At 44.7% G+C, this 21,213-nt stretch carries 18 protein-coding genes; 1 reads left to right on the forward strand and 17 read right to left on the reverse strand.

The genetic code is table 11. The features are described 5' to 3' along the window. Positions 1 to 11 precede the first annotated feature (11 nt). Positions 12 to 1,028, forward strand: coding sequence for a Gfo/Idh/MocA family protein (locus ACMXI2_RS19840; RefSeq protein ID WP_483777804.1), 1,017 nt, complete (start codon positions 12 to 14; stop codon positions 1,026 to 1,028). 13 nt (positions 1,029 to 1,041) lie between these two features. On the opposite strand, the gene ACMXI2_RS19845 is transcribed toward ACMXI2_RS19840, so the two are convergent. The 17 genes from ACMXI2_RS19845 to ACMXI2_RS19925 all read right to left on the reverse strand — a co-directional run bounded on the left by ACMXI2_RS19845 (position 1,042) and on the right by ACMXI2_RS19925 (position 21,190). Beyond that, the gene (locus ACMXI2_RS19845) at positions 1,042 to 1,704 is read right to left on the reverse strand and encodes a GntR family transcriptional regulator (protein WP_483777805.1); all 663 of its coding nucleotides are present in this window, start codon (positions 1,702 to 1,704) and stop codon (positions 1,042 to 1,044) included. A 51-nt stretch (positions 1,705 to 1,755) separates the two neighbouring features. Next, on the reverse strand, positions 1,756 to 2,157 hold the full coding sequence (locus tag ACMXI2_RS19850; RefSeq protein ID WP_483777806.1) for a hypothetical protein: 402 nt from the start codon (positions 2,155 to 2,157) through the stop codon (positions 1,756 to 1,758). Next, the gene (locus tag ACMXI2_RS19855; RefSeq protein WP_483777807.1) at positions 2,132 to 3,514 is read right to left on the reverse strand and encodes an enolase C-terminal domain-like protein; all 1,383 of its coding nucleotides are present in this window, start codon (positions 3,512 to 3,514) and stop codon (positions 2,132 to 2,134) included. Before ACMXI2_RS19855 ends, ACMXI2_RS19850 begins: the two co-directional genes overlap by 26 nt. A gap of 7 nt (positions 3,515 to 3,521) precedes the next feature. Then, positions 3,522 to 4,883, reverse strand: a complete 1,362-nt coding sequence (locus ACMXI2_RS19860; RefSeq protein ID WP_483777808.1) for a hypothetical protein — start codon at positions 4,881 to 4,883, stop codon at positions 3,522 to 3,524. A gap of 23 nt (positions 4,884 to 4,906) precedes the next feature. Then, entirely contained in the window at positions 4,907 to 5,284 is a 378-nt protein-coding gene (locus ACMXI2_RS19865) for a high-potential iron-sulfur protein (protein ID WP_483777809.1), read from the reverse strand. A gap of 16 nt (positions 5,285 to 5,300) precedes the next feature. Further along, entirely contained in the window at positions 5,301 to 7,433 is a 2,133-nt protein-coding gene (locus tag ACMXI2_RS19870) for a PVC-type heme-binding CxxCH protein (protein WP_483777810.1), read from the reverse strand. A 47-nt stretch (positions 7,434 to 7,480) separates the two neighbouring features. After that, positions 7,481 to 9,610, reverse strand: coding sequence for a glycoside hydrolase family 20 zincin-like fold domain-containing protein (locus tag ACMXI2_RS19875; protein ID WP_483777811.1), 2,130 nt, complete (start codon positions 9,608 to 9,610; stop codon positions 7,481 to 7,483). After that, positions 9,600 to 11,678, reverse strand: coding sequence for a family 20 glycosylhydrolase (locus tag ACMXI2_RS19880; protein ID WP_483777812.1), 2,079 nt, complete (start codon positions 11,676 to 11,678; stop codon positions 9,600 to 9,602). Before ACMXI2_RS19880 ends, ACMXI2_RS19875 begins: the two co-directional genes overlap by 11 nt. A 27-nt stretch (positions 11,679 to 11,705) precedes the next feature. Beyond that, the gene (locus tag ACMXI2_RS19885) at positions 11,706 to 12,629 is read right to left on the reverse strand and encodes a dihydrodipicolinate synthase family protein (protein ID WP_483777813.1); all 924 of its coding nucleotides are present in this window, start codon (positions 12,627 to 12,629) and stop codon (positions 11,706 to 11,708) included. A gap of 3 nt (positions 12,630 to 12,632) precedes the next feature. Beyond that, positions 12,633 to 13,556, reverse strand: coding sequence for a DMT family transporter (locus tag ACMXI2_RS19890; protein WP_483777814.1), 924 nt, complete (start codon positions 13,554 to 13,556; stop codon positions 12,633 to 12,635). Further along, positions 13,556 to 14,542 (reverse strand): 3-hydroxyacyl-CoA dehydrogenase family protein, encoded by a 987-nt coding sequence (locus tag ACMXI2_RS19895; protein ID WP_483777815.1) that lies wholly within the window; start codon positions 14,540 to 14,542, stop codon positions 13,556 to 13,558. The genes ACMXI2_RS19890 and ACMXI2_RS19895 overlap by 1 nt, the downstream gene beginning before the upstream one ends. A 15-nt stretch (positions 14,543 to 14,557) precedes the next feature. After that, positions 14,558 to 14,938: a RidA family protein gene (locus ACMXI2_RS19900; protein ID WP_483777816.1), complete on the reverse strand. Its 381-nt coding sequence runs from the start codon at positions 14,936 to 14,938 to the stop codon at positions 14,558 to 14,560. A 155-nt stretch (positions 14,939 to 15,093) separates the two neighbouring features. Beyond that, complete coding sequence (locus ACMXI2_RS19905) at positions 15,094 to 16,194, reverse strand: dipeptidase (protein WP_483777817.1); 1,101 nt, start codon at positions 16,192 to 16,194, stop codon at positions 15,094 to 15,096. A gap of 7 nt (positions 16,195 to 16,201) precedes the next feature. Then, positions 16,202 to 17,329 (reverse strand): D-TA family PLP-dependent enzyme, encoded by a 1,128-nt coding sequence (locus ACMXI2_RS19910; protein ID WP_483777818.1) that lies wholly within the window; start codon positions 17,327 to 17,329, stop codon positions 16,202 to 16,204. Between the two features lie 14 nt (positions 17,330 to 17,343). Then, complete coding sequence (locus ACMXI2_RS19915) at positions 17,344 to 18,525, reverse strand: hypothetical protein (RefSeq protein WP_483777819.1); 1,182 nt, start codon at positions 18,523 to 18,525, stop codon at positions 17,344 to 17,346. A 41-nt stretch (positions 18,526 to 18,566) separates the two neighbouring features. Next, a complete protein-coding gene (locus ACMXI2_RS19920) occupies positions 18,567 to 20,642 on the reverse strand; it encodes an alpha-galactosidase (RefSeq protein ID WP_483777820.1) in 2,076 nt (691 codons plus the stop codon). Positions 20,643 to 20,677: 35 nt separating this feature from the next. Beyond that, complete coding sequence (locus ACMXI2_RS19925; protein ID WP_483777821.1) at positions 20,678 to 21,190, reverse strand: hypothetical protein; 513 nt, start codon at positions 21,188 to 21,190, stop codon at positions 20,678 to 20,680. Between the last annotated feature and the right edge of the window lie 23 nt (positions 21,191 to 21,213).

Below are 21,213 nucleotides of genomic sequence, written 5' to 3' on the forward strand. Positions count from 1 at the left end.
ATAACTACAGGATGAAAAACAAATCGAATATTAACCGGCGCAATTTCCTGCAAACGGCAGCAACGCTGGGCCTGGGCATAAGTTTATACTCCCGTTCAGCTTATGCAGCATTCCCGGTACCACAGAAAGGAAAAAGAGTTGGTATCATTGGCCTGGATACTTCTCATTCCATTGAATTTGTAAAAACATTAAATGGAACGGAAGCTGACGACACTTACGGGGGGTACAGGGTAACAGCCGCTTATCCTTATGGAAGCCGCGAGATAGAAAGCAGCTACAGCAGAATCGCCGGATATACAGAACAGGTAAAAGCATATGGCGTCACCATATCATCCTCCATCGCTGAACTTTTAAAAGTAACTGACGTCATAATGCTGGAAACAAATGATGGCAGATTACGATTAGAACAGGCAAAAATGATATTTGAAGCAGGCAAACCTGTATTCATTGATAAACCAATAGCTGCATCTTACCGGGATGTGGCCCGTATTTATGAATTAGCAGAACGCCACAAAATACCAGTTTTCTCTTCTTCTACTTTACGTTATGTTGAAAATATGGAAAAGCTGCGGAATGGCTCCCTGGTTGGCAAAATACTCGGTGCAGAGACCTTTAGCCCCTGTGAAATTGAACCATCTCATACTGATTTGTACTGGTATGGAGTGCATGGAGTGGAAATGCTGTTTGCGGTAATGGGAATGGGGTGCAGCACTGTACAAAGAACGCATACTGCCTCCACGGATATTGTTACAGGTGTATGGGAAGACGGAAGGGTAGGTATCTTCCGCGGAACCAGAAGCGGTGTTTATGCCTATGGAGGAATGGCCTTCGGCGAAAAAGGAAATACGCCTATTACAGGATATCACGGCTACGAGCCACTGCTTCAAAAGATAATAGATTTCTACAAGACAGGCATATCTCCGGTCAATCCAAAAGAAACAATAGAATTGTATGCCTTTATGGAAGCTGCGGACGAAAGTAAAAGGCAACACGGGAGAGAGATATCACTGGCAAAACTGAAGTCCTGACCGGCAGGGTACATTACCCTGCAACGGTGTTGTGCTCCGGAACCATTCCAAGCATGGCTTTCTCTCCACGGTCCAAATGCATAATCAGTGTTTCCCTTGCGGTCTCATAGTCCTTCTTTTTCAAAGCCTTCACTATTTTTCTATGCTCTACATCCGTCAATTCATAGTCATTCATTTCAGACTGCGTACTGCCAAGTTTGAAATGAAATAAGGGAATATTGCTACTTTTATAAATATGCAGAAGGCGGACATTTTTTGAGCCCTCAATGATAGCCTCGTGGAACTTCACATCCGCTTCGCAGGCGCCGCTCAAGTATCCGCCACTGACCATCAGTGAGAAATCTTCACAGATTCTCTCCAACTTTGCTATTACTTCTTTGTCATACCTTTCCGATAACAATTTTAATGCGCCCAGTTCCAATACTTCACGCAATTCCTTTATTTCCACAACGTCTTCTGCCGTAATGGATTTCACAAAACATCCACCTTTTTCACCAAATTCAACCAGGCTTTCGCCTGACAACCTGATCAGCGCTTCCCTGACAGCTACACGACTCACATTCAACTTCTGCGCCCACCAGCTTTCCACAAGTCTGGATCCCCTGGTTAACTGATTAGACAGGATCATTTTCCTGAATTCAGCATATGCCATATTTGCTAACGAACCTTCTTTCATAAAAACAGTAATTTGTATACAAAAATATCCTAAAATTGCCTATTAAACAAATCAACCATCGTTCCCCGGATAATTTGCATTGAACGTCAACTCGGCCCAATTATTAATATTGTTCCAGTCGCTTCCGTTAAAAAGCAGGGTAACAGACCAATAGCAAACGTTATCATTCTCTTTGATAACTCCTTTCATTGTATATGTTTCTCTTCCAGTAATTTTAAAATGATATATGCTTTCTAAACCAATGGTAACACCCAGGTGTTTTTTCACAAAACTGCAGGCCACTATCCTGGCCTTGTATTCCTCCTGTTCTTTTGCAGACATAACTGCTTTGGCAGTTATGTCTGGCTTTCCGGCACTGCTGCAAGGCATACAGGCAGCATAAAAAATAACTGGCAGGATCACTAACAGGAATACATACCCGCTTACTTTACGTCTTTCTAAATATTTCAACATAATGATCCGAAGGCCGGAATATTCCTCCGGCGGTTTGATAAAAACTATCATCGAGTTCAAACACTCCCTGTTTTGCATTCACCCATGATGCATCTCGTGCCGGAAGATATTCTTTCATGGTTTCCCATCCCAGATAGTTCTCCTTTCCATTAGTCTCCATCATGCCAATTCCCAATTCCGGAAAAGGAAGCAGTCTTGCTGCCAGGTTCTTATGCCAGTCCACCAATATAGGGTTTACCGTTAAGTCCGAGCAAAAACAAGGGATCTGATGCGCTTGCGCCACCTTAACAATCTTGAAGGTGAGGCTCAGCGTTTTGGCCACCGCCTTCAATACAATCGCCTTATATCCCTGCCGGATGCGTCGCAGTGTATTGGCCTCGTTATTCGCACTTTCATCTGCTGCAATACGCACGCCCAGGTCGCCCACAAATTCATTGTTTGTTTCAGGGAAAGGCTCTTCGATCAATAATAAGTGATCCATCAGGCCGTTTCCTTTAATCTGTTCTATTAACTGTTGCAATGTAGATTTCTGTTCGTATCTGCCATTACAGTCCAGCGTATACAGAATTCTGTTATGCTTTGTATGTGGTGTACTTTTAAACCGAAGGGCATCATGAATGGCTTTGATACGGGCGGCATCTTTTTCAACCATTTCCTGTTGCGTTCCCGGCTGCCCTGTTTTTATCTTAATAATAAAATATCCATCGTCTGCAGCCTTCACGATGTCCTGTACAGGCATTTTGTAAGATACCTGGAACATTACGCCTATTTTGCTGTTATGTGTGCTTAGTGCCGGTCTGTATATTTCCGGGATCATCTGTTCATAATCCGTAAAACCATTCTCAGCAGCATAAACCAACCAGGCTGCGTTATCAAGGCTCACTAATGCATTCAGAATAAAGTTTGGATTGATATCCTTCTTACCGGTTAATGATACTGCTTCATTTGTTACAGCCGGAAGCAGTCTTTCAAATAAGTCGACCGGTGTCCTGAAAGGGATATCTTTTGCCAGATGTAAGGCTTTTTCAGTCAATGCAAACATCAGCGAGTTGGCAGCCGCCTCAGAATAAGCGGCAAACAGATCAGCATCCCCATACAATACGCTCTGTGTGGCTAACCCGATTTCGCTAACCCGGTCTGTTTTCAGTTGCACAGCGGTTTGCCAAAGCTCTGTCAGGTAGCCTCCTTTAAACCCGAATGGTATCCTTAATTTTTCTCTTTCAAAATTTGAAGCAGTTGCCGTTAACCTGATGAGGTCAGTAACAGCGCGCGTACTCTTTCCCATACCAAGTGTTTTATAAACGCTGCCTCCAATGGTGAGGATAGCCGAATTTGTCAAAAATTTTCTCCGGTCCATATCACCTTCATTTTAGCACTGTACGAATGGCATTCAACAGCACAGATTCCACATCCGGAGAAACGCCGGAAACAATATCGCTGGTTTCATATCCGCCTTTCTCAAAATAAGATGCCTTTGTTCCTATATAACCCGGCCCATATTCTTCATACGCAGCGGTACAAACAACATCCCGGGGCCGCATTTTTTGCGCTGCCAGCTGGTACTCCACAAATGCCTCTCCCGGAATGTTCAGCAACCAGATATTGCCCAGCTTCAGTGAAGAAACATTCACCTTGTACCCTTCGGTGCTACGCTGATACCAGGCCAGTTTTTCCGCCGCCCTGAATTTTTCATGAATATTGAGACTGTCGTTGGTCATACGGTGACGAAGATCTGCTTCCACGATGTTTGCGCCAAGTGGCAGTGCCACTTCTACGTTACTCCAGGCAACGGAAGCATTCCGGAGCGGATATTTCTTTGTATTCAGCCATGCTTTCTTCATACCATCCTCCACATGACGGGCAAGGACAATACGCTGTGAGGCAGCACCATCATTGTATTTTCCCGCAGTAATATTGCCGCTTGCGCCGTTAAAATGAATAGCGGGTATTCCCAGTTGCTTTTCTATCGCATTCCTGGCAATACCTACAAACTCACAGGTTACATCGCCTGTGCCATAATAGCTTTGCGGATGTGTTGTGTAATAAGTCAACAGTGCAACTGCCTTATTCCCGTTCCAGAAACTGATGCATTTCAGCCAGGGATCTATCAATCCTTCGGGCGCTGCGCGCAGGGCACTATCTTTTGTGCTGCTCCAGCGGGTGGTAATGCTGCCATCGGCCTCCGTTATTCTGCGATTGGAGGCTACGCTATCCACTTTAGCCTGCCCCCATCCAACAGCTGTTACCACCTGTGCATTACTGATTGCCTTCTTTACAGCTGCAGCTGTTCTTTGGATCACGTCTGTAGTGAAAGCATTGTCAATGCTTCTTCCTCCCAGCCCATATTCCTTCATAATTCCTTCAATCGTAAAATCACAACGGGGGGCATCATGCTGATGCAGGGTATGTATAGAAACCCTGTCTATGGTTGTTCCTGCTGCCTCTGCCACCTGCTGGCGCCATCGATCCTGCCCCTCATTGGAAATACCAATCCAGTCCACCACACACAGCACAACGGGCTTGTCTGCTGACAACACTACAATACCCCGCGCACTTAAGGAATCAGTAATGGAACGTGTAACCGCATAAGCAACAGGGCTGCCTAATGGCGGGGAAGCATTCACTTCAAAAACACCCACGCGTATTTTCTGGGAATATGCCGTTGCCGAAAAACAAATCAATAGTAACAGGCATTTACCGAATCTGAAAAAAATATGATGACTCACAGTTGATGCTTTATGTTTAAAAATCAGATGCCTTTAGGCGCCCAGTAGGTGCAATATCCTTTAAGCGCAACCGGACCTTTGAATAAAGGGCATGTATTACATGACTTCTCCCCCTGCGCCGGTACAAACAGCTTGCAGTTTCCACAACGTTTTTCTTTCATAGGCGTTTCGTCCACATATCCCAATGCCTTCCGGGCCTTCAGGTCTTCGGCAGACAGTGCCGATGCATCACAGGGATCCTTTGCCGGAGCATCACTCTTCTTTTCTTTTGCTTTCGCATCCCCGGTCGCATTTTCTTTCTGACTATTTCCGCAACCCAATAACAGTAAGCCTCCTGCTAAAAAGCTGGCTGAAAAAAATATTCCGTTTTTGATGAACTGTCTTCTCTCAATTTCATTCATGATAGTTCTTTTTAGATTATTTGGAAGAAGTTACCTGTTGTAATAGTTTTGCTACCGTATTCTTTATAATGGGATCTGTTAAGCTCCCTTCGTATTTCTTCAGGGCTTTCAACGCGTCTGCCGATAGTGTTTTTTCCTCAGCGGTAAGACCTTCCAGCAATCCTGTAGTAACAGCATCCGCCCATCCCGCATTTTTTACAATAACCGGATCCTGTAAGAAGCCTGCCAGTGCAGCAATTTCTGCCCCCTCATTTCTCGCGCCATTGATATAACCAAATGACTTTAAAAACTGCAGCTTGTATTTGCCAGGCGTTTCAAAATAGTTTCCGCTATTTTTCAATGCCTGCAAAAATTTCAAAGAGGTACCGGGTTGGGCGCTCAACACGGCAATATTCAGTATTGAATCTGCACTGTGCCTGGTCAGCATAAGGCTTAATGCCTGTATTGCTTTATCGGCTGGCGCATTTCCCACACTCAGGGCAGCCTGAAATACAACATAAGCCACACTATCATTTGTCAGTTTCAATAGTTCCGGCAATAGTTCCGGAAACCTTTCAGACAGTATGGCGCCATGCTCTCTGACTCCGGCGTCCGCATCATTCACGGCAGCCTTTACATCAGCTGCTGTGAGTGCCTGAAGGCCCTCCAGCGTATATAAGGCCCGTAAACGATACCTGGCATCCGTATTGGAAACCAAAATAGCTCTGACAGCCGGCACTATGGATTGATCCTGGCGGTCAATTAACAGGCGTTGCGCCTGGGTACGCCACCAGGCAGCGGGATGTGTCAGCAGTTTCACCAGTTCACCACTACTCAAGGCGTTCATCTGTGGTTTAACTACTTTCTTTCCCCCTTTTGGATAAATCAGGTAGATCCTCCCTTTGTCATTACCCGCATAGAAATCCATATCGGCTTTCAGGTCGTCAGGTATAGAAACTGGTGTTTCAATATGTTGACGGTACATATCAATCACATACAGGTTGCCGTCCGGGCCGGAATAAAACGAAGTAGGACGAAACCAGGAATCTTTGGACGCCAGAAATTCCTTCTTTTTTTCAAGTGGTCCGCGGCTGGCGGTATATAATGATTGATTTGGTGTACGTGTTAAAACATCTCTGTGCACAAGATTTCCGGAAACTTCTCCCGTAAAAATGGAACCGTAATACTCTTTAGGGAAATTGTCTCCACCATAAAATGTGGCGCCCGAGGCTCCTGTAAAATGTCCTGAAATCCACTCCACCTGGTCTAATTTCAGCGAATCATACTGGCGCTGGCGTCTTTCGCTCCGTTCTTTCCTCCAGTAAGGCGGCGGCGTTAACTGGAACATTTCAATCTCATGATCAGATGGATTGTAATCGCCGCCGTAGGAAGGCAGATAGTCATGCCTGTGAAGATATCTCCAGGCAATTGGATTCGTTTGTATATGCAATGTATTCTGCGTATAGAAACGATGATTCCAGTCATTGATGGCCAGGCCATATTGCCCGGTTCCGGACTCCGCTTCAAACTGTTCTTTATCAAGTCTGAACCTGAAATCGTGACCTCCCATTGACACCGGCGCCAGATCAGGCCTTTTCAAAAATCTCACCTGTCCTGCCTGTCCATGATTATTGGCATAGATCCAGTTGTCTATCCCATATGTGAGACTGGTGATCTGTGCTTCTGAGTTTCCGGTAAAAAAGCCGGTGAATATGGTATCAATAACATCCGCTCTATGATCCCCATTCGTATCCTTCATGAATAAAATATTCGGGGCAGCCGTAACAAGAATACCTTTTTTGTAGGGAAGTACAGATGTGGCATCGGGAATCCGCTGTGCAAATACATAAGCAGAATCGAACTTACCATCGCCGTCAACATCCTGCAACATTTTTATATTACCTTTCCCCGCGGCCGCATCAGCTACAAATGGATAGTCCTCCATTTCTACCACGTATGTATTACCATCCTCATCGATTGCCATGGAAATAGGCATAACAACCTGCGGTTCAGCAGCAACATTTTCAATGTCAAAACCATCCTCCAAAACAAAACTCTTCAGTTCATCTTCCACGGTCTTCCCCTCCGCATAGCGCTTCTGCTTACATCCGGTAAAAAGTATACCGGCGGAGAAAATGATAAGCAATGCGCCTGACTTTAAATTATTCATTTTAGTATGACTTTTATGTGTATGGGAATAAGTTTACTATTGATGCACTATTGCAAGGTTTTAATCCATGCTTCAAGTTTTGCATTCATTTTCAATTCAAAAAGGTACATCCAGTCTGAGCTTGTTTGTGTGGCATTTGCCAGCATTGTGTCATAATTATCATCCATCAGGTACCCTGGCGGCCTTTCCAAAAATCTTGTTTCCGAAAACACCTGCTCATATTCTTTTCTCAAGCCTGCAAATCCGCCCGCTGCAGACCTGATCTTTAATACCGCACGCTGCCGGCCGTCCGGTGTAGTTTCCCCTGCATAGTCATCCAGCAGGTCCAGTATTTTTGCATTATAGATCTGTAATTCATTGATCCTTTCAAAAAGGCGCAACGCATAGTGATTACGTCTTGCCGATTTTATATTGTCTTTAATAATGTTCCGGGTTGCTTCATACCGTTTAATTTCTTTACGGGCAAGGTTAACCCGGTTCCTGTAAACAGTCCGCCATACATCTGCGGCCAGTTCTGAACCGGGAAGTTCTATGAGGTCAATTTTTTCCGGCACCGTGATCCTGGAGCTGTTTTTAACAAATGCGGTGTCCTGGAAATTCAATGAAAATTCCAGTGAATCCTGAAATTCAAATCTCTCATTACTTAAAGCCGGTCCATAGAAACGATGGCGGAATGCGGCATGTGCTTCATCCGGCCCGATATCAGTATATTTCCAGCTCAACCAGGCATAATCATATATCCCACGCCAGAATGTTTCGAAGTGGGGGGATGAATCATCCCAGGCAGTTGCCAGCATGCCCTCCAATCCGTGCGTAACAGCTACCCAGCTAAAATCTTTTATGGGGTTAAAAAGCGATCGGTTACGAGGCATCATGGGATGCATCTCCTGTACCGCACTGGCGCCCATTACTTTCAGCTGGTGGGATTTAAGCCAGTTTACGGCGTTCTGATTACCCTGCAGCCGCGGGTATGTATAGTGCCAGCGCATGTATATGCAGTCTTTAGGAAAAAGATGCAGATATTGCTCAATTTTCGGTGCATTCTTTTCCCATAATAAATTGACGGAATCAGCTGGTGTATGGGTATCGTGCATAGACATATAGATACCTGAAAGGGAAAAGATCATATCATCCCAGAAAATAGGGATCCTGTTATGCTCCCGTGCATAGGCGCAAACTTTGTTCAACCAGTACATCTGTAACTGGAAGGTAGTCATGCCCGACTTCCTGCTGGCTGCCGACCGGCCGAGATTATACACTTCATCTCCGCCTACATGCAGATATTTACCATTGGGAGTTGCGGCAATCGCCTCATCGTATAACCTGAATTGTAAGGCATAAGTACCGGAATCCAGCGGATCAAACACCCAGTCTTTCCGCGGATCATCCCTCAAACCTACATATTCATCATGTTTCAGGATGAAAGCCACATGTCCCAAGCCCTGCACCAGCGGACTGATCTCAATGTGTCTTTGACTGGCATATCTGCTGAGCGCTGCAAATTCATCTATGGAAATAGCGTTTTCTGCTCCGATCACAGGTGCGGTGCGATACCTTAATTTATCCTCAAATTCCAGGATAACCGCGTTCACTTTAACGGCTGCCAGGCGGTCCATCATCTGGTAATAATAGTCGAGATTATCCAGGTGATACTTCAAATCCAGGTGTACGGCCCTGTAAGATATATCCGGAAAATCCGTTACAGTACACGCAGGTATGAGTAGCGACTGATCCCTGGCATCTTCCAGCATTTGCTGCAACGTCTGGCAACCATAAAAAATACCGGCCTCACTTTTTGCTGTTATTACCACCTGCCTGGCAGTCACTTCCACTTTATATCCTTCCTGGGAAGCCGGTAATGACGGATCGTTCTTTATTTGTAAAGTGAGCACTCCTTTCCCCGGGCTTTCTGCAACAGGCAGCGTAGATAAGGGCGCCCGCAGTACCGGCCTATGTGCCAGGCCTTCCATGTATATACTCCCCAGCGCATCGCAGGCAAGTCCTGCACCTTTAAGGAATACTACATTTTGCGGAAACGGAACTAACCTGAAGTGTTTAAGGAAGTTTGCCTCATCGCTGCCCGGGGAATCCCCGGGCGGCGATGAAAATGCCGGTGCAGGCGCTATCAGCAAACTCTCAAAAAAAACAAACAGAAGTATAACAATCCTAGTTTTCATTCAACCACTTTAACAATTTATCATTGATGGCAAGTTCAAAGACATGCATCCAATCGCTGTTATTTGTTCCATTCCCCAGCATCGGATCATTGTTCTGATCCAATATATATCCGGGTGGATTTGATAGAAACCTTTCTTCAGAAAATACATCTTCATATTGCTTTCGCAATGCAGGGAAGGAATGAACCAGGCTACCAAGTTCCTTCTTTATCCGGTCTTTGTCCTTTGCCATATCATAGTCTTGTAAGACCAACAACAGTCTGGACGGATAGATTTGTAACTCATTCATCACAGTTAATAACTCCAGTGAATACCGGTTTCTGCGTACCTTTTTTTTATTTTCAGCTATCACAGCCCTGATATTTGAATATCGCTTTAACTCCAGTTGCGCACGTTCCACCTTATCTGCGTATTTTTTGCTCCAGGCGCCTGTACTGTCGCGGTGCGGAAGAGCAATAAGATCCATCTTATAAGGATAATGTCTTCTGTGCCCCTGGTTGATCAGTGCCACGTCCCAGAAATCCAGTGCCTGTTCCAGGGAGTCCTGGAATTCATATTGCGGGGCTGCCAGTTCCGGCGCATAAAAACGATGACGGAATATTTTATGAGCCGCAGCGGCATCAATATCCTGGTAGTTCCACGATAAACCTGCATAATCGTAGAAGCCACGCCAGAAAGTTTCCATATGCGGAGAGGAGTCATCCCAGGCCGTTAATAACATGCCGGGCAATTTTTTCTCCACGGCAATCTCACAGAAATCTTTTGTTGGCTGATAAATAGAATTTTGTCTTGGCAACATAGGAGACATATCCTGCGCGGCCGGCGCCCCCCACACCTGCATACCATTGGCCATAAACCAGTCAATGGCTTTGGTGTTTCCCTGTATTTTCGGGAAGTTATAATTCCATCGCATGTAAATACAATTCTTAGGGAATAAGCCTACATTCTCATCCAGGAGATGTTGTTTCTCTGCCCATTCCTTTTCCACCCATGCAGCATCAAGCATTTTGTCATTACGCATGGTGCCGTACAGATTGGAGAGTGAAAATACCATATCATCCCAGAAAATAGGTGTACGGCCATGATCTGTTACATATTTACAAACTTTATTTAACCAGTACATCTGCAATTCAAAGGGTTTCATGCCAGAGCGTTTACACAACTCCGAAGCGCCCAGGTTATACACCTCATCTCCTCCTATGTGCAGATATTTGCTGCCGGGTGTTGCCGCCATCGCATCATCATACATTTTGAAATGCAGGTCATAAGTTTCCGGGTTGAGGGGATCAATTACCCAGTCTATCTTCCTGTCATCGCGCAAATGTGTATAAATATCGTGCTTAAGAATAAAGGACACATGCCCCAGGCCCTGCACCAACGGGCTGATTTCAATATGCCGTTCCTTTGCATAACGGGATAATGCCGCAAATTCGTCTATTGACACCGCATTTCCCGATCCTACCTTATCTGCTTTTCTATACCTGAGCTTATCTTCAAATTCAATGATCACTGCATTTACTTTGATTCCGGCCAGCCGATCCATCATCCTGTAGTAATATTCCATTTTTTCAAGATGGTACTTCAGATCCAGATGCACGGCTCTGTACGGGATATCCGGGAAATCAGTAATCCTGCACGCAGGTATGTCTATGCGCTGATCCGTTGCATCTTCCAGCATTTGCAACAAGGTTTGACATCCGTAAAATACCCCCGCATCGTCTTTACCGGAAATCGTTACCCCGCCGTTCTGTATCTGGAGTATATAGGATTCATTGGAAGCCGGCAACTCTTTGTTGTTTGAGATTTCCAATGTGAGTATCCCTTTCCCCGGATGGTCTGCCAGCGGCAGGTTGTCTAAGGGATAAACCAATGCGGGGCGTTTCAAACCACCTTTCAGAAAAATCCCCTTCAGTTCATTGCTTTTTAAGCCTGTACCATTATTCCATTCCACTTTCTGTGGCGTTGGCAACAGGCGGAACTTACCGGCGTTCCCGTTATCGCCGGCCAGTGCGGCATAACAACAAATAACAGGTATGCATACAACCAGGATGGTGAAAATTCTTTTCATTATATGTGATTATCTGAAAGCAAAAATTTATTGCATAACTCCTTCCCCTACTAATTCCAGGATGTTTTGATTCAATTCCCTGATATAGCTTGCGGTAGAAGCATCCGGTGTGTAAGATGCCTTGCGGACATGGCTGTTTCTCAGTATGCCCCGTGCCATTAATAATTCTTTTTCCGCGTAGTGGAACAATTCCATATTCTGCAGAGAAAAGAATATCTGGGGCATTACCTTCTCGAAAAGCCGCATTGCCTTATCATTATCCCCTGCTTTTCTCAACAGAAAAACCTTCTGTAATATATCGGACACTCCTAAGCCAGGCATCACGCCGGTAATACCTGTAGGTATCAGCTCCAGCATATATAATCCTCCCCAGCCTTCAAATAGCCCTACATTTCCGTTTGTAGCATCAATGATTTCTTTGAACTTGGGCGCACAGAGGGGTTCTTCCAGTTTGAGGTATTTGAAGTTGCCATGTTTTTTCATGAGATTGCAAATCATTTCCACACTGATAGACTGGCCACCGGGATTAAAATCCTGCACCAGCACCGGCGTATTGGGAATAGATTCCATAAATTCACCCAGGTATTCCTCAATAGAGGATTCCGGCAGGTTGAAAATACGCGGTACAGCCAGAGAAATAACATCCGCGCCAGCATCTACATTCGCCTGTGCTAATTTAATTGCCAGTTTCAGTGACGCATGATTGGACTGGCCGATGATCTTGATCCTTCCCGCTGCCTGATCCACAGCTATCTTTACGACCCTTAGTTTTTCATCATCTGTCAATTTATAAAATTCGCTTGCATAAGCGGGCAAACACGCCGCTTCCACACCCGCGTTAACAGCAAAATCCACGAGATTCCGCAAACTTTCTTCATCGATCTCTTCTTCTTTTGTAAACGGAGTTGGTATAATTGGTACTACACCTTTCAAGGGTTTAAAATTTTCCATTTTTTAGTTTTTTATGATGGCTGTATGATTACTCATTCGATAATCCACAATAGTGACGATTAATGTACCTGCCAGTACCAGCATACCACCGGCAATAGCATAACCACTGAGTGCTTCCCCCAGCCAGATAGCTGCAATTGGTAATCCCATGAAAGTGATCATATAATTGGAGAGGGCCACCTGCATGGCATCCAGCGTTTTGAGTGCTTTGAAAAAGAGCACCATGGATAAGAAATTATGAAAGAGTGTAAGCAATGCTAAGCCGGTCCATGTTTGTACAGTGAACACGCCTATTCTTCCGAACACTTCCGGTTCATAAAACAGTACAAGCGGTGTCAGAAAAATGATCATGACAACGTATGTGTAGAATACCATTTCAATTTCAGAATAGCGTGAGGCTATAGCCTTACAACCGGTATTGTAATATGCATTTCCCACGATTGCCAGGAAAATGAGCAGGTTCCCTACTGTATAGCCAGCCGTAAAATCAGCCTGTCTTATATCTCCAAACGTGCATAATACGACACCTATAATGGCTACCGCAAAACTGATCCACCTTACCGGGTTCATTTTCTCCTTCAGCATGAGAAAAGCAAAGAGCGTGGATATTACCGGCAGGCTGAGGGTTAATACAGCAGCATTGGTAGCGGTAGAATATTGTGTTCCCCAGGTCATCAATACCTGGGCAGGGAAAGCTCCCAACAAGCCCAGTCTCACAAAAACGAGCAAATCAGATACAGATCTCTTCTGATCATTACGTTCACGGAGAATAAAAGGCAGCAGCAATAAAACGGCCATTGTCATAGGCGCCCATACCGTAAAATAGGGTCCAACCTGATCCTGCACCAACTTAATGCAGGTAAACTGTAAAGCCCACATCAGGTTACAAAGCAACAGTAACCCCCATGATATGATGATCCTTTTCATTATTCTTCTGCGGAGTTATCTGCGTTATTAATCCGATCACCAATATTGCCCGGGTATTTCTCAGCGAGTTTGCGTATATCGAAACTAAAGCGGGTGAAACATTTTTCCCACTCTTCCGCAGATGCTTTGGAATAAGGATAAAAACCCTGTGCATTTCTCACGCCCTGTGCGCCGGCATCTGCCAGTTTACGCATTGATATAGGCATTTCGGCAGAATTGTCCAGTTCGGGAAACAGTTCTTCCATTACAGTTGCATAAGCCTGTATCCCGGTCAGATCCATAAAACGGAAAGGTCCCGCAAAAGTAATCCACGCGCCGAGATCGTTGCGAAGAGAACGATCTACATCTTCATAAGTAGCGTATCCCTTGTCCACCAGGTGAAAAGCTTCTCTGATCATAGCATACATGATCCTGTTTGTAATAAATCCACGGATATCCTTCCGGAGAACAGAAGGTTCTTTACCCCAGTATTCAGCCAGTATTTTAATCCTTTCCGCGTTTGCCGGATCTGTTTTATCGCCACAGATAATTTCCATGAAACGGGTGATATGAGCGGGTTCCGCCCAATGTATACCTAAAAACCGCTCGGGATGATTTAAACCTGCCTGTAATATGGAAACCGGTATAGCAGAAGTGTTGCTGCCTATGATGGCATCCGGTTGTATGTACTTCTCCAATTCAGCATAAATCTGTTTCTTGGCGTACGCATCTTCATATACAGATTCAATGACCACCGGCATTGCAGATAAATCTTTCAGTGAGTCCGTGATGGTCAGATTATCGACCAGGTCAGCCGGCGACGCCGATAAAAGGCCTTCCTGCTGCATTTCCTTCAGATACCCCAGGACTCTTTCCCTCGCCGGGCCTGCCTCATCAATGCTTTTCACAATGGAAATTACCTGATGTCCTGCCGCCAGCAGACACGTAACGATACTGCTGCCCATTAGTCCCAGACCTACTGTACCTATCTTTATTTTTCCGTCCATTGGAAGATATTTATTTTAGCCAATAAATGCTACCGCATCGATTTCAATCTTTATCCCATCTGACAAAACAGATTGTACGGTTGTTCTTGCAGGTTTTATCCCCGGGAAAATAGCGGCATAAGTTTTATCGAAACGATCAAAATCATTGATATCACTGAGATGAACCGTACACTTTACAATGTTTTGCATGGTCCCTCCTGCTGCCTGCACAATTTCACGTATATGGGATAACGTTAACGCTGTTTCCTCTTCAATTGAACCGCTTATAACCGCTCCGCTTTTCAGATCAAGCGGTCCCTGACCACTTATGTAAAGCCAGCCATTTACCAGGACACCTGCTGAATATGCTCCTGTATCAGCCGTTTTAACAGTGCTTTTTACTTCAACGATATTCATTAAATACTTTTTAAAATTGTATACAAAAACATTGGTTGACCTGGCGGGTATATGGTGTACTCAAAGCTTCCACCTTCTAACTTCCTACAAAAGTAAACAAACATTTCTAATTTTGTATACAATTTAAAGTGTTTTTTGTAGATAATATTTCAAAATCATGGCAGATTGGCCTCCATAAAACGCATCCAATTACCATAGCATATATTGTCAACGTCTTCTTCACTATAGCCACGCCGTAGTAACAGACTGCCTATTTTTTGCATATCTGCAATCGTATCAAGGTCGTAAGGGCTTTGTTCTGTTCCATACATACCGTCGAGATCACTGCCAATGGCGCAATGCAAACTATTGCCGGCCAACTGGCAGATATGGTCGTAATGATCTATTAATTTCTCCAGCCCTACCTTACGTTTTAACGGATCATCAACCCCACGCACCCAGTTTTCAGCCAGCATCCAGTTATCCAATGCACCGCCGATTACGGCTCCTCTGTCTATCAATATCCGTAACTGATCATCAGATAATTGTCGCTGACCACTGATAACCGCCCTGCAATTATGATGACTGGCCCAAACAGGGCCTTTGTACAATTCAACCGCTTCCATAAAACCCAGATCCGTTAAATGCGTTACGTCGAGGATCATATGCAGTCTATCCATTTCACGAAGTAATTCGCGGCCGATGCCGGTAAATCCGGATTCCGTTCCGCTCCCCCCGGCATATCTTCCCTGACCGTAGTGAGACACCCCAATGGCACGGAGTCCATAAGCATATGCTTTTTCGAGGAAACTCAGGTTTACCAGGGAATCAGCCCCTTCCAGGCTAAGAATGTATCCTACCGGCTTATGGTTGTTATCCGCACCATCTCCTTTCAGCCAGCTATCCAGATGCGCGCGCAACTCCTTCTTACCGGTGATCTGTACCATTTCTCCCAGATCTTCCATTGCTTTATAGTAGCTACGCTGTGCCTGTGTGATACTCCAGCATATTTCCGGCGAATTCCAATACGGGTCACCATCATCGGGCCGCCCCGATGAAATATATCTCGCCAGTTGAGTGGCCACCACCAGTCCAACATTGCCCTCCCTCAGGGCAGGCAGGGATACCGTATTCTTCCCCCTGTCCAGTTTATCGGTCATACCGGATTCCCGTTTACGGATCTCCTGCACAGGTAACCGGAGGTCACGGTTCCATTCCACTGCATTCATGCCCAGGTCCAGGTGGGCATCGATAATTAACTTTCGCTTATGTTCCATAGCCGACTTAATAATTAATCATTCTGTCTCTTGCTACCACCTTCCATGTGGTGGCTATTCTTTTCTTCTTCACTACATGTACTCTTTCATAGAGTGCCAACGTTGGACAAATATGCCAGGGCACACCATATAGTGTATCTCCGATATGAAATTTTTTTGTATCAGGAACGGAAATCACCATATGTTCCTCACTCTGGGAAACGGGCACAACTTCCGGCGTCCACGGAAACACCACCCGCTTATCCAACGGGTTCTCTGCCGAAACCGATTTATATCCCAGATCAATGCACAGCAGGTTGTTATTAATAATTGATACTACCCGGCAAAGCAATACCGCTGCTATCTTAAAAGGTAACTCCGGCAACAGCTTGTGATACCCGGCATCCCATAAGGTAAATGTACCGGGACTAACCTGTACGGATTTATCGTCTTTCCTCCCTGCCATTCCACTGTAAACGGCAAAGGTGGGAGAACCACCGATTACCAGTTCCAGCGTTTCCTTTTCTTTCCATTCTATGTCTCCTTTAAGTGCCATCACTGCTCCAAAAATAGTCTTCGCCCGTTCTGTTCTTACTATTGGGTCTGCATCATCTACATGCCCGTCGTAGGCGTGTAATCCGGCAATCTCAATATTCTGAAGTTTACTAATCTTCATATACAGCATAAAAGCGCCCGCCACCGGAACACCGGTTCTGTTCATCCCTACATTCAGGTCTATATACACAGTCAGCTTCTTTTCACCAACCAGGAAAGAAAGCATTTCTGCCGATCTGAGATTATCTACGAGACAGGAAAATCTGGTTCCCGGGTATGCGCGCATCAATGCAAAGAGCCGCTGCGCTTTAACGATGGTAGGCTGGTAGGCAAGCAATACATCTTTAACCCCCATCATTGCTAACATCTCTGCCTCGGCAATAGTTGCACATTTGTATTTATTAATACCAGCATCCCGCATCAATTGAATAATCTCAGGTGTTTTATCAGTTTTTACATGTGGCCTCAGCGTACTTAAATCACCGGTAAGTTCTATGATTGCTGATATATTCCTGCTAATATATTCGGGAAAAACCAGCAATGCCGGCGAGTCTATCTTTGATTCGTTTTCTACAACGAACCATTCCTGTTGATCTGTCATTTTATTCTGCTTTTCTAAATAACACATTCACTAAGAAAACCGGGGGTATAGTTGTGCTTCTGCGCCCATTCAATAGCAGCCGTCAGTTTCTCCCTGTAATCCTTTTGATAATTTTTATAACCGGGATAAAAATATTGTTCGTGAACAAGCAAATCCACATATGGCGGTATAATATTGTTTTCGCCGTAACTATCCAGGAAGCCCTTAATATGTTGCAACTTAACGGTATCAATGATAATGCTGCTTTTCACGAAAATAATCTTCTCCTTATTATCTCTCCAGATGAATCTCTTATTGATATGCCGGCGGTGAGGCACATCGAGATAATAAGAGCAGGGCGGCAGATCATTATCTACATTGAAGTCGCACACCTGTATCTTATATCCCTCATCTCTTAAAGCCCGGCACACTTCTACCGGCACCTGTCCCCAATGAAGCGTTGTTGTATTATCCATTACCTCTTTCCCGGCGAAACGCTGTATCTGGGTCCTAATGGCATGGCAGTCACGGTACATTTCTCCATAGCCTGCATGAATATATGGGTCATCCGGAAATTCGGCCTTCGCATGCACACTCAGTCTTATCCAGTCCGCGTTGCGTGCCCATTCTCTTTTGAACTTATCTGTCATTTGAGACAGATTAAAGTCATCTGTTTCATAAAACAGGTTAATATGCACCTTTGTGCCGTATGCTTCATGAAGACTGCGCAGTAAACCCAGAAAAGGGTTGTCAAAAATTGTTGTATACACGGCTGCGTTGATGTGAATATCTTTGAGGAACCAGATCGCATCATCTATAGACAGCCGGTACTGATTATTCAGTTTGCTCAGGTAGAAAATGGTGATAGTGCTCTTTCGTCCGGTAAGTGTATCATGTACGCTGATCTTGTTTTCAAAGCTCTTCAGTATAACATCGGCTGTATAAATACCATTATCTTCTTTGGCTTGTATATTATTGATGATGAGATTTACTTTTTCCGATACAACAGGCTTAACTTTTACCTTAACGGCTATACCGTTATTCATCCGTCTTCCGTCTCCGTTATGCAGCATATCTCCATCAACAGGGGATACAAACTCCACAAAATCGCTGTTACCGGATGCTTTCCATGATATTAACGGCAGCATACCTAACCCGGCGCCCAATATCGCACCTTGTTGAATAAAAGACCGTCTGCTCCAATTCGTGTTACTCATATTTTCATTTTAACGCATACAAAGGGAATAGAAAAAATATATCATTCCTGAATTTTATACTCATACAAAGCGTAACTATTAGGAGCAGGAAGGGAAAATTTAATGCGCCCGTCATCTCCTGCCACCGCAACAAACGGCTTTCCTTTACCTGTCAGCGGCTTAAAACTTACGCGGTTGCCCATGCGAAAGAAAGTTTTAAGAAAGGCCGCCTCCCTGTTGTTATCTTCCCTGTATACTATAATATAGCCCCGTCCTTTCTGAATAGATTGAAACCCGGTCCAGGAGCTTCCATCCGGCTCCTGACCAATAGGAAAAATATTGCCTGTATGAATGTCGTGCTGGTACTTCCTGTATTTTGCCACCACAGGAGCTATAGCTGCCAGCTGTCCGGCAGAAAGACGATGAGCTTCCAGCCATGCCAGCGGTTGAGCCATCATGGTAATCGCAAAAGTATATTCAAATGGAATATGCCCGGGCGCAAAAACATCATCAGAAGAATACTTATCCTTGTTCCTTTCTGTATTCAGAAATTCTACCAGCAACTTCTGCAAAGGGAAATACCGCGAAAGATTCCAGGCATTCCGTAAAGTCTGATAAGGATAATAGTTACCCCAATCTGTATACCGGTTTTCAAGAAAAAAATTGCCATATTCATTGAAATAATGATAGCCATTCCTTCTTCCTGCTGTAATATCAATATTAAAAAATGCGTTGTTACCAGTGGCAATCAACACGGAGTCGAGCAACTTTCTGAAATTGATCTCCCCTTTCTTGGAGGTTATCTGAACACCGTCTATCTTATAGATCCTGATGCCGTATTTATTATAAATCCGTGTGAGTATCCCGGCATCCCTTTCCCAGTGGGCATAATCATTTTCGGGGTCTGGTTCGTACCAGAGACTGATCTCCACATGTTTCTTTTTGCCAGCTTCTATCAGGGGCGCCAATCCGTTTGGAAATTTTTGTTTGTGGGGAAGCCAGAAAGAGTCCATATTTTTAGTTCCTCCCTGGTACCAACCCGCATCCAGCTGAAATACATTTATTCCCAGCCTGGCAGCGATGCTGATTTCATTCAATGCAAAAGCTTCATTTAAATTTTCCCCCTCTCCCCTTTCTCCCCATGTATTCATCATCAACATATCATCCCTTGCCGGAATATACTTCCTGATATGCGACTGATATTCCCGCAATGACATCAGCTGACCATTTTCTGAACCATCGTTCACCCCAAAAACAAAGCCATAGCCCCTTATCCATTCGAGCGTATCTATATCTTTTCTTTCAACACCTGCACCGGTCATTTGAAATGAACCCGTTTTTACTGAGAAATCAAATCCAGGATATGCGTGCTGAACGGAAGGTGAGGGCGCCTCCTTTAACCAGAAGAGCCCTTCCTTACCTGTTCCATTGTTCATCAATAGCAGATTACCTACCAGCTGGTTTCCAAAAATATAAGCCATCTGATCTGTAAATTTTACGGTGGTCGTATGCCGGTCGGTGATATCAAAAAACTGCACGGCTCTTACCTTCCAGTGGTTACCGGATAACCCCATCCTATCCAGTCGCATTACCGGAAGCTGTTCTTTGTTAACTTCAGAAATATTTTCAACGTTCACCAGATCACCGGGGCTGGATATACGGAGTTGAGCAGTGCTATCCATGCTCCCTCTGAAATAATAATCACATGCAATAGCGGGTGTTTCCGGATAAATCCGAAACACCCGTTTAACCTGCAGATCATTTACCCTGGTAAGTACTATTGCCTCCAGCCGGCGCTCTCTGAAATCTTCTTCTCTTATGACCTTGACTTCCAGCGAGCCTGCTCCGTTTTTAGTATGCATCTTACCAGGCAATGAGAAATCTGTATCCCTGTTCCGGAACACCGTTCTCCGCCCGGTTTGCCGGTTCATAATATCAAGGGAGACCAGGTTGCCACTATTCCAAAGAAATCTCCTTTCTATTTTTGAATTCCCTATTGTTAGCGTATCCGAAACCAGCGATACACTGCAATCTTCAAACTTCGTCCGGTCTTGTGCAAAGCTGTTATTTACGATCGGCCGAAAGAACAAAAACACTGGTAGCAATATCAAACGGCGGGTAATGAATCTCATCATCATCAGTTTTCAATTTCTTCTTATCAATAAAACACTTTCTAACGTTCCTGTGCCTTGAGCGCACATTTAAGATCTCCGGTAGGACTGGTCATCGAAATGATCTTGATGAGCCCTTTCTTCCCCCACCTGGTTTTGAATAATACCACCTCATTAAGTGTAAACCTGATAGAATCATTGGCAGCAGTTGGTTCCAGGAGTCTAAAATCCCTGTCATCCGCCATCGCATCAAATTGTGCCGGAGTAAAGTTCGTAGCGGCAAATCTTGTTCCTACGTCCGGCAATTCATTCCCATCAGCATCGTAGCTAAAAAACGCGGAACGGTCAAAGAACAAATCAACATAACGGCTGGCGCCTTTTAGCGAGCCATATCCATATACCTGTCCGTTATCCGTATCCAAACCACTACCATTAGCCCCATCCCATCCTCCAAGCCATACTTCATCATATGAGTCGAGCAGGATCAGGTCTTCCGATTTATCCTTTTTACATCCTGGTAACGCAAACCAGGCAAATGCCATAGCGACAGCCAGCGTAAATACTTTCCTATTCATAGTGAGTAAATTAAAATGAAACT

The organism is Chitinophaga sp. G7 BAM 1005, assembly GCF_057126945.1.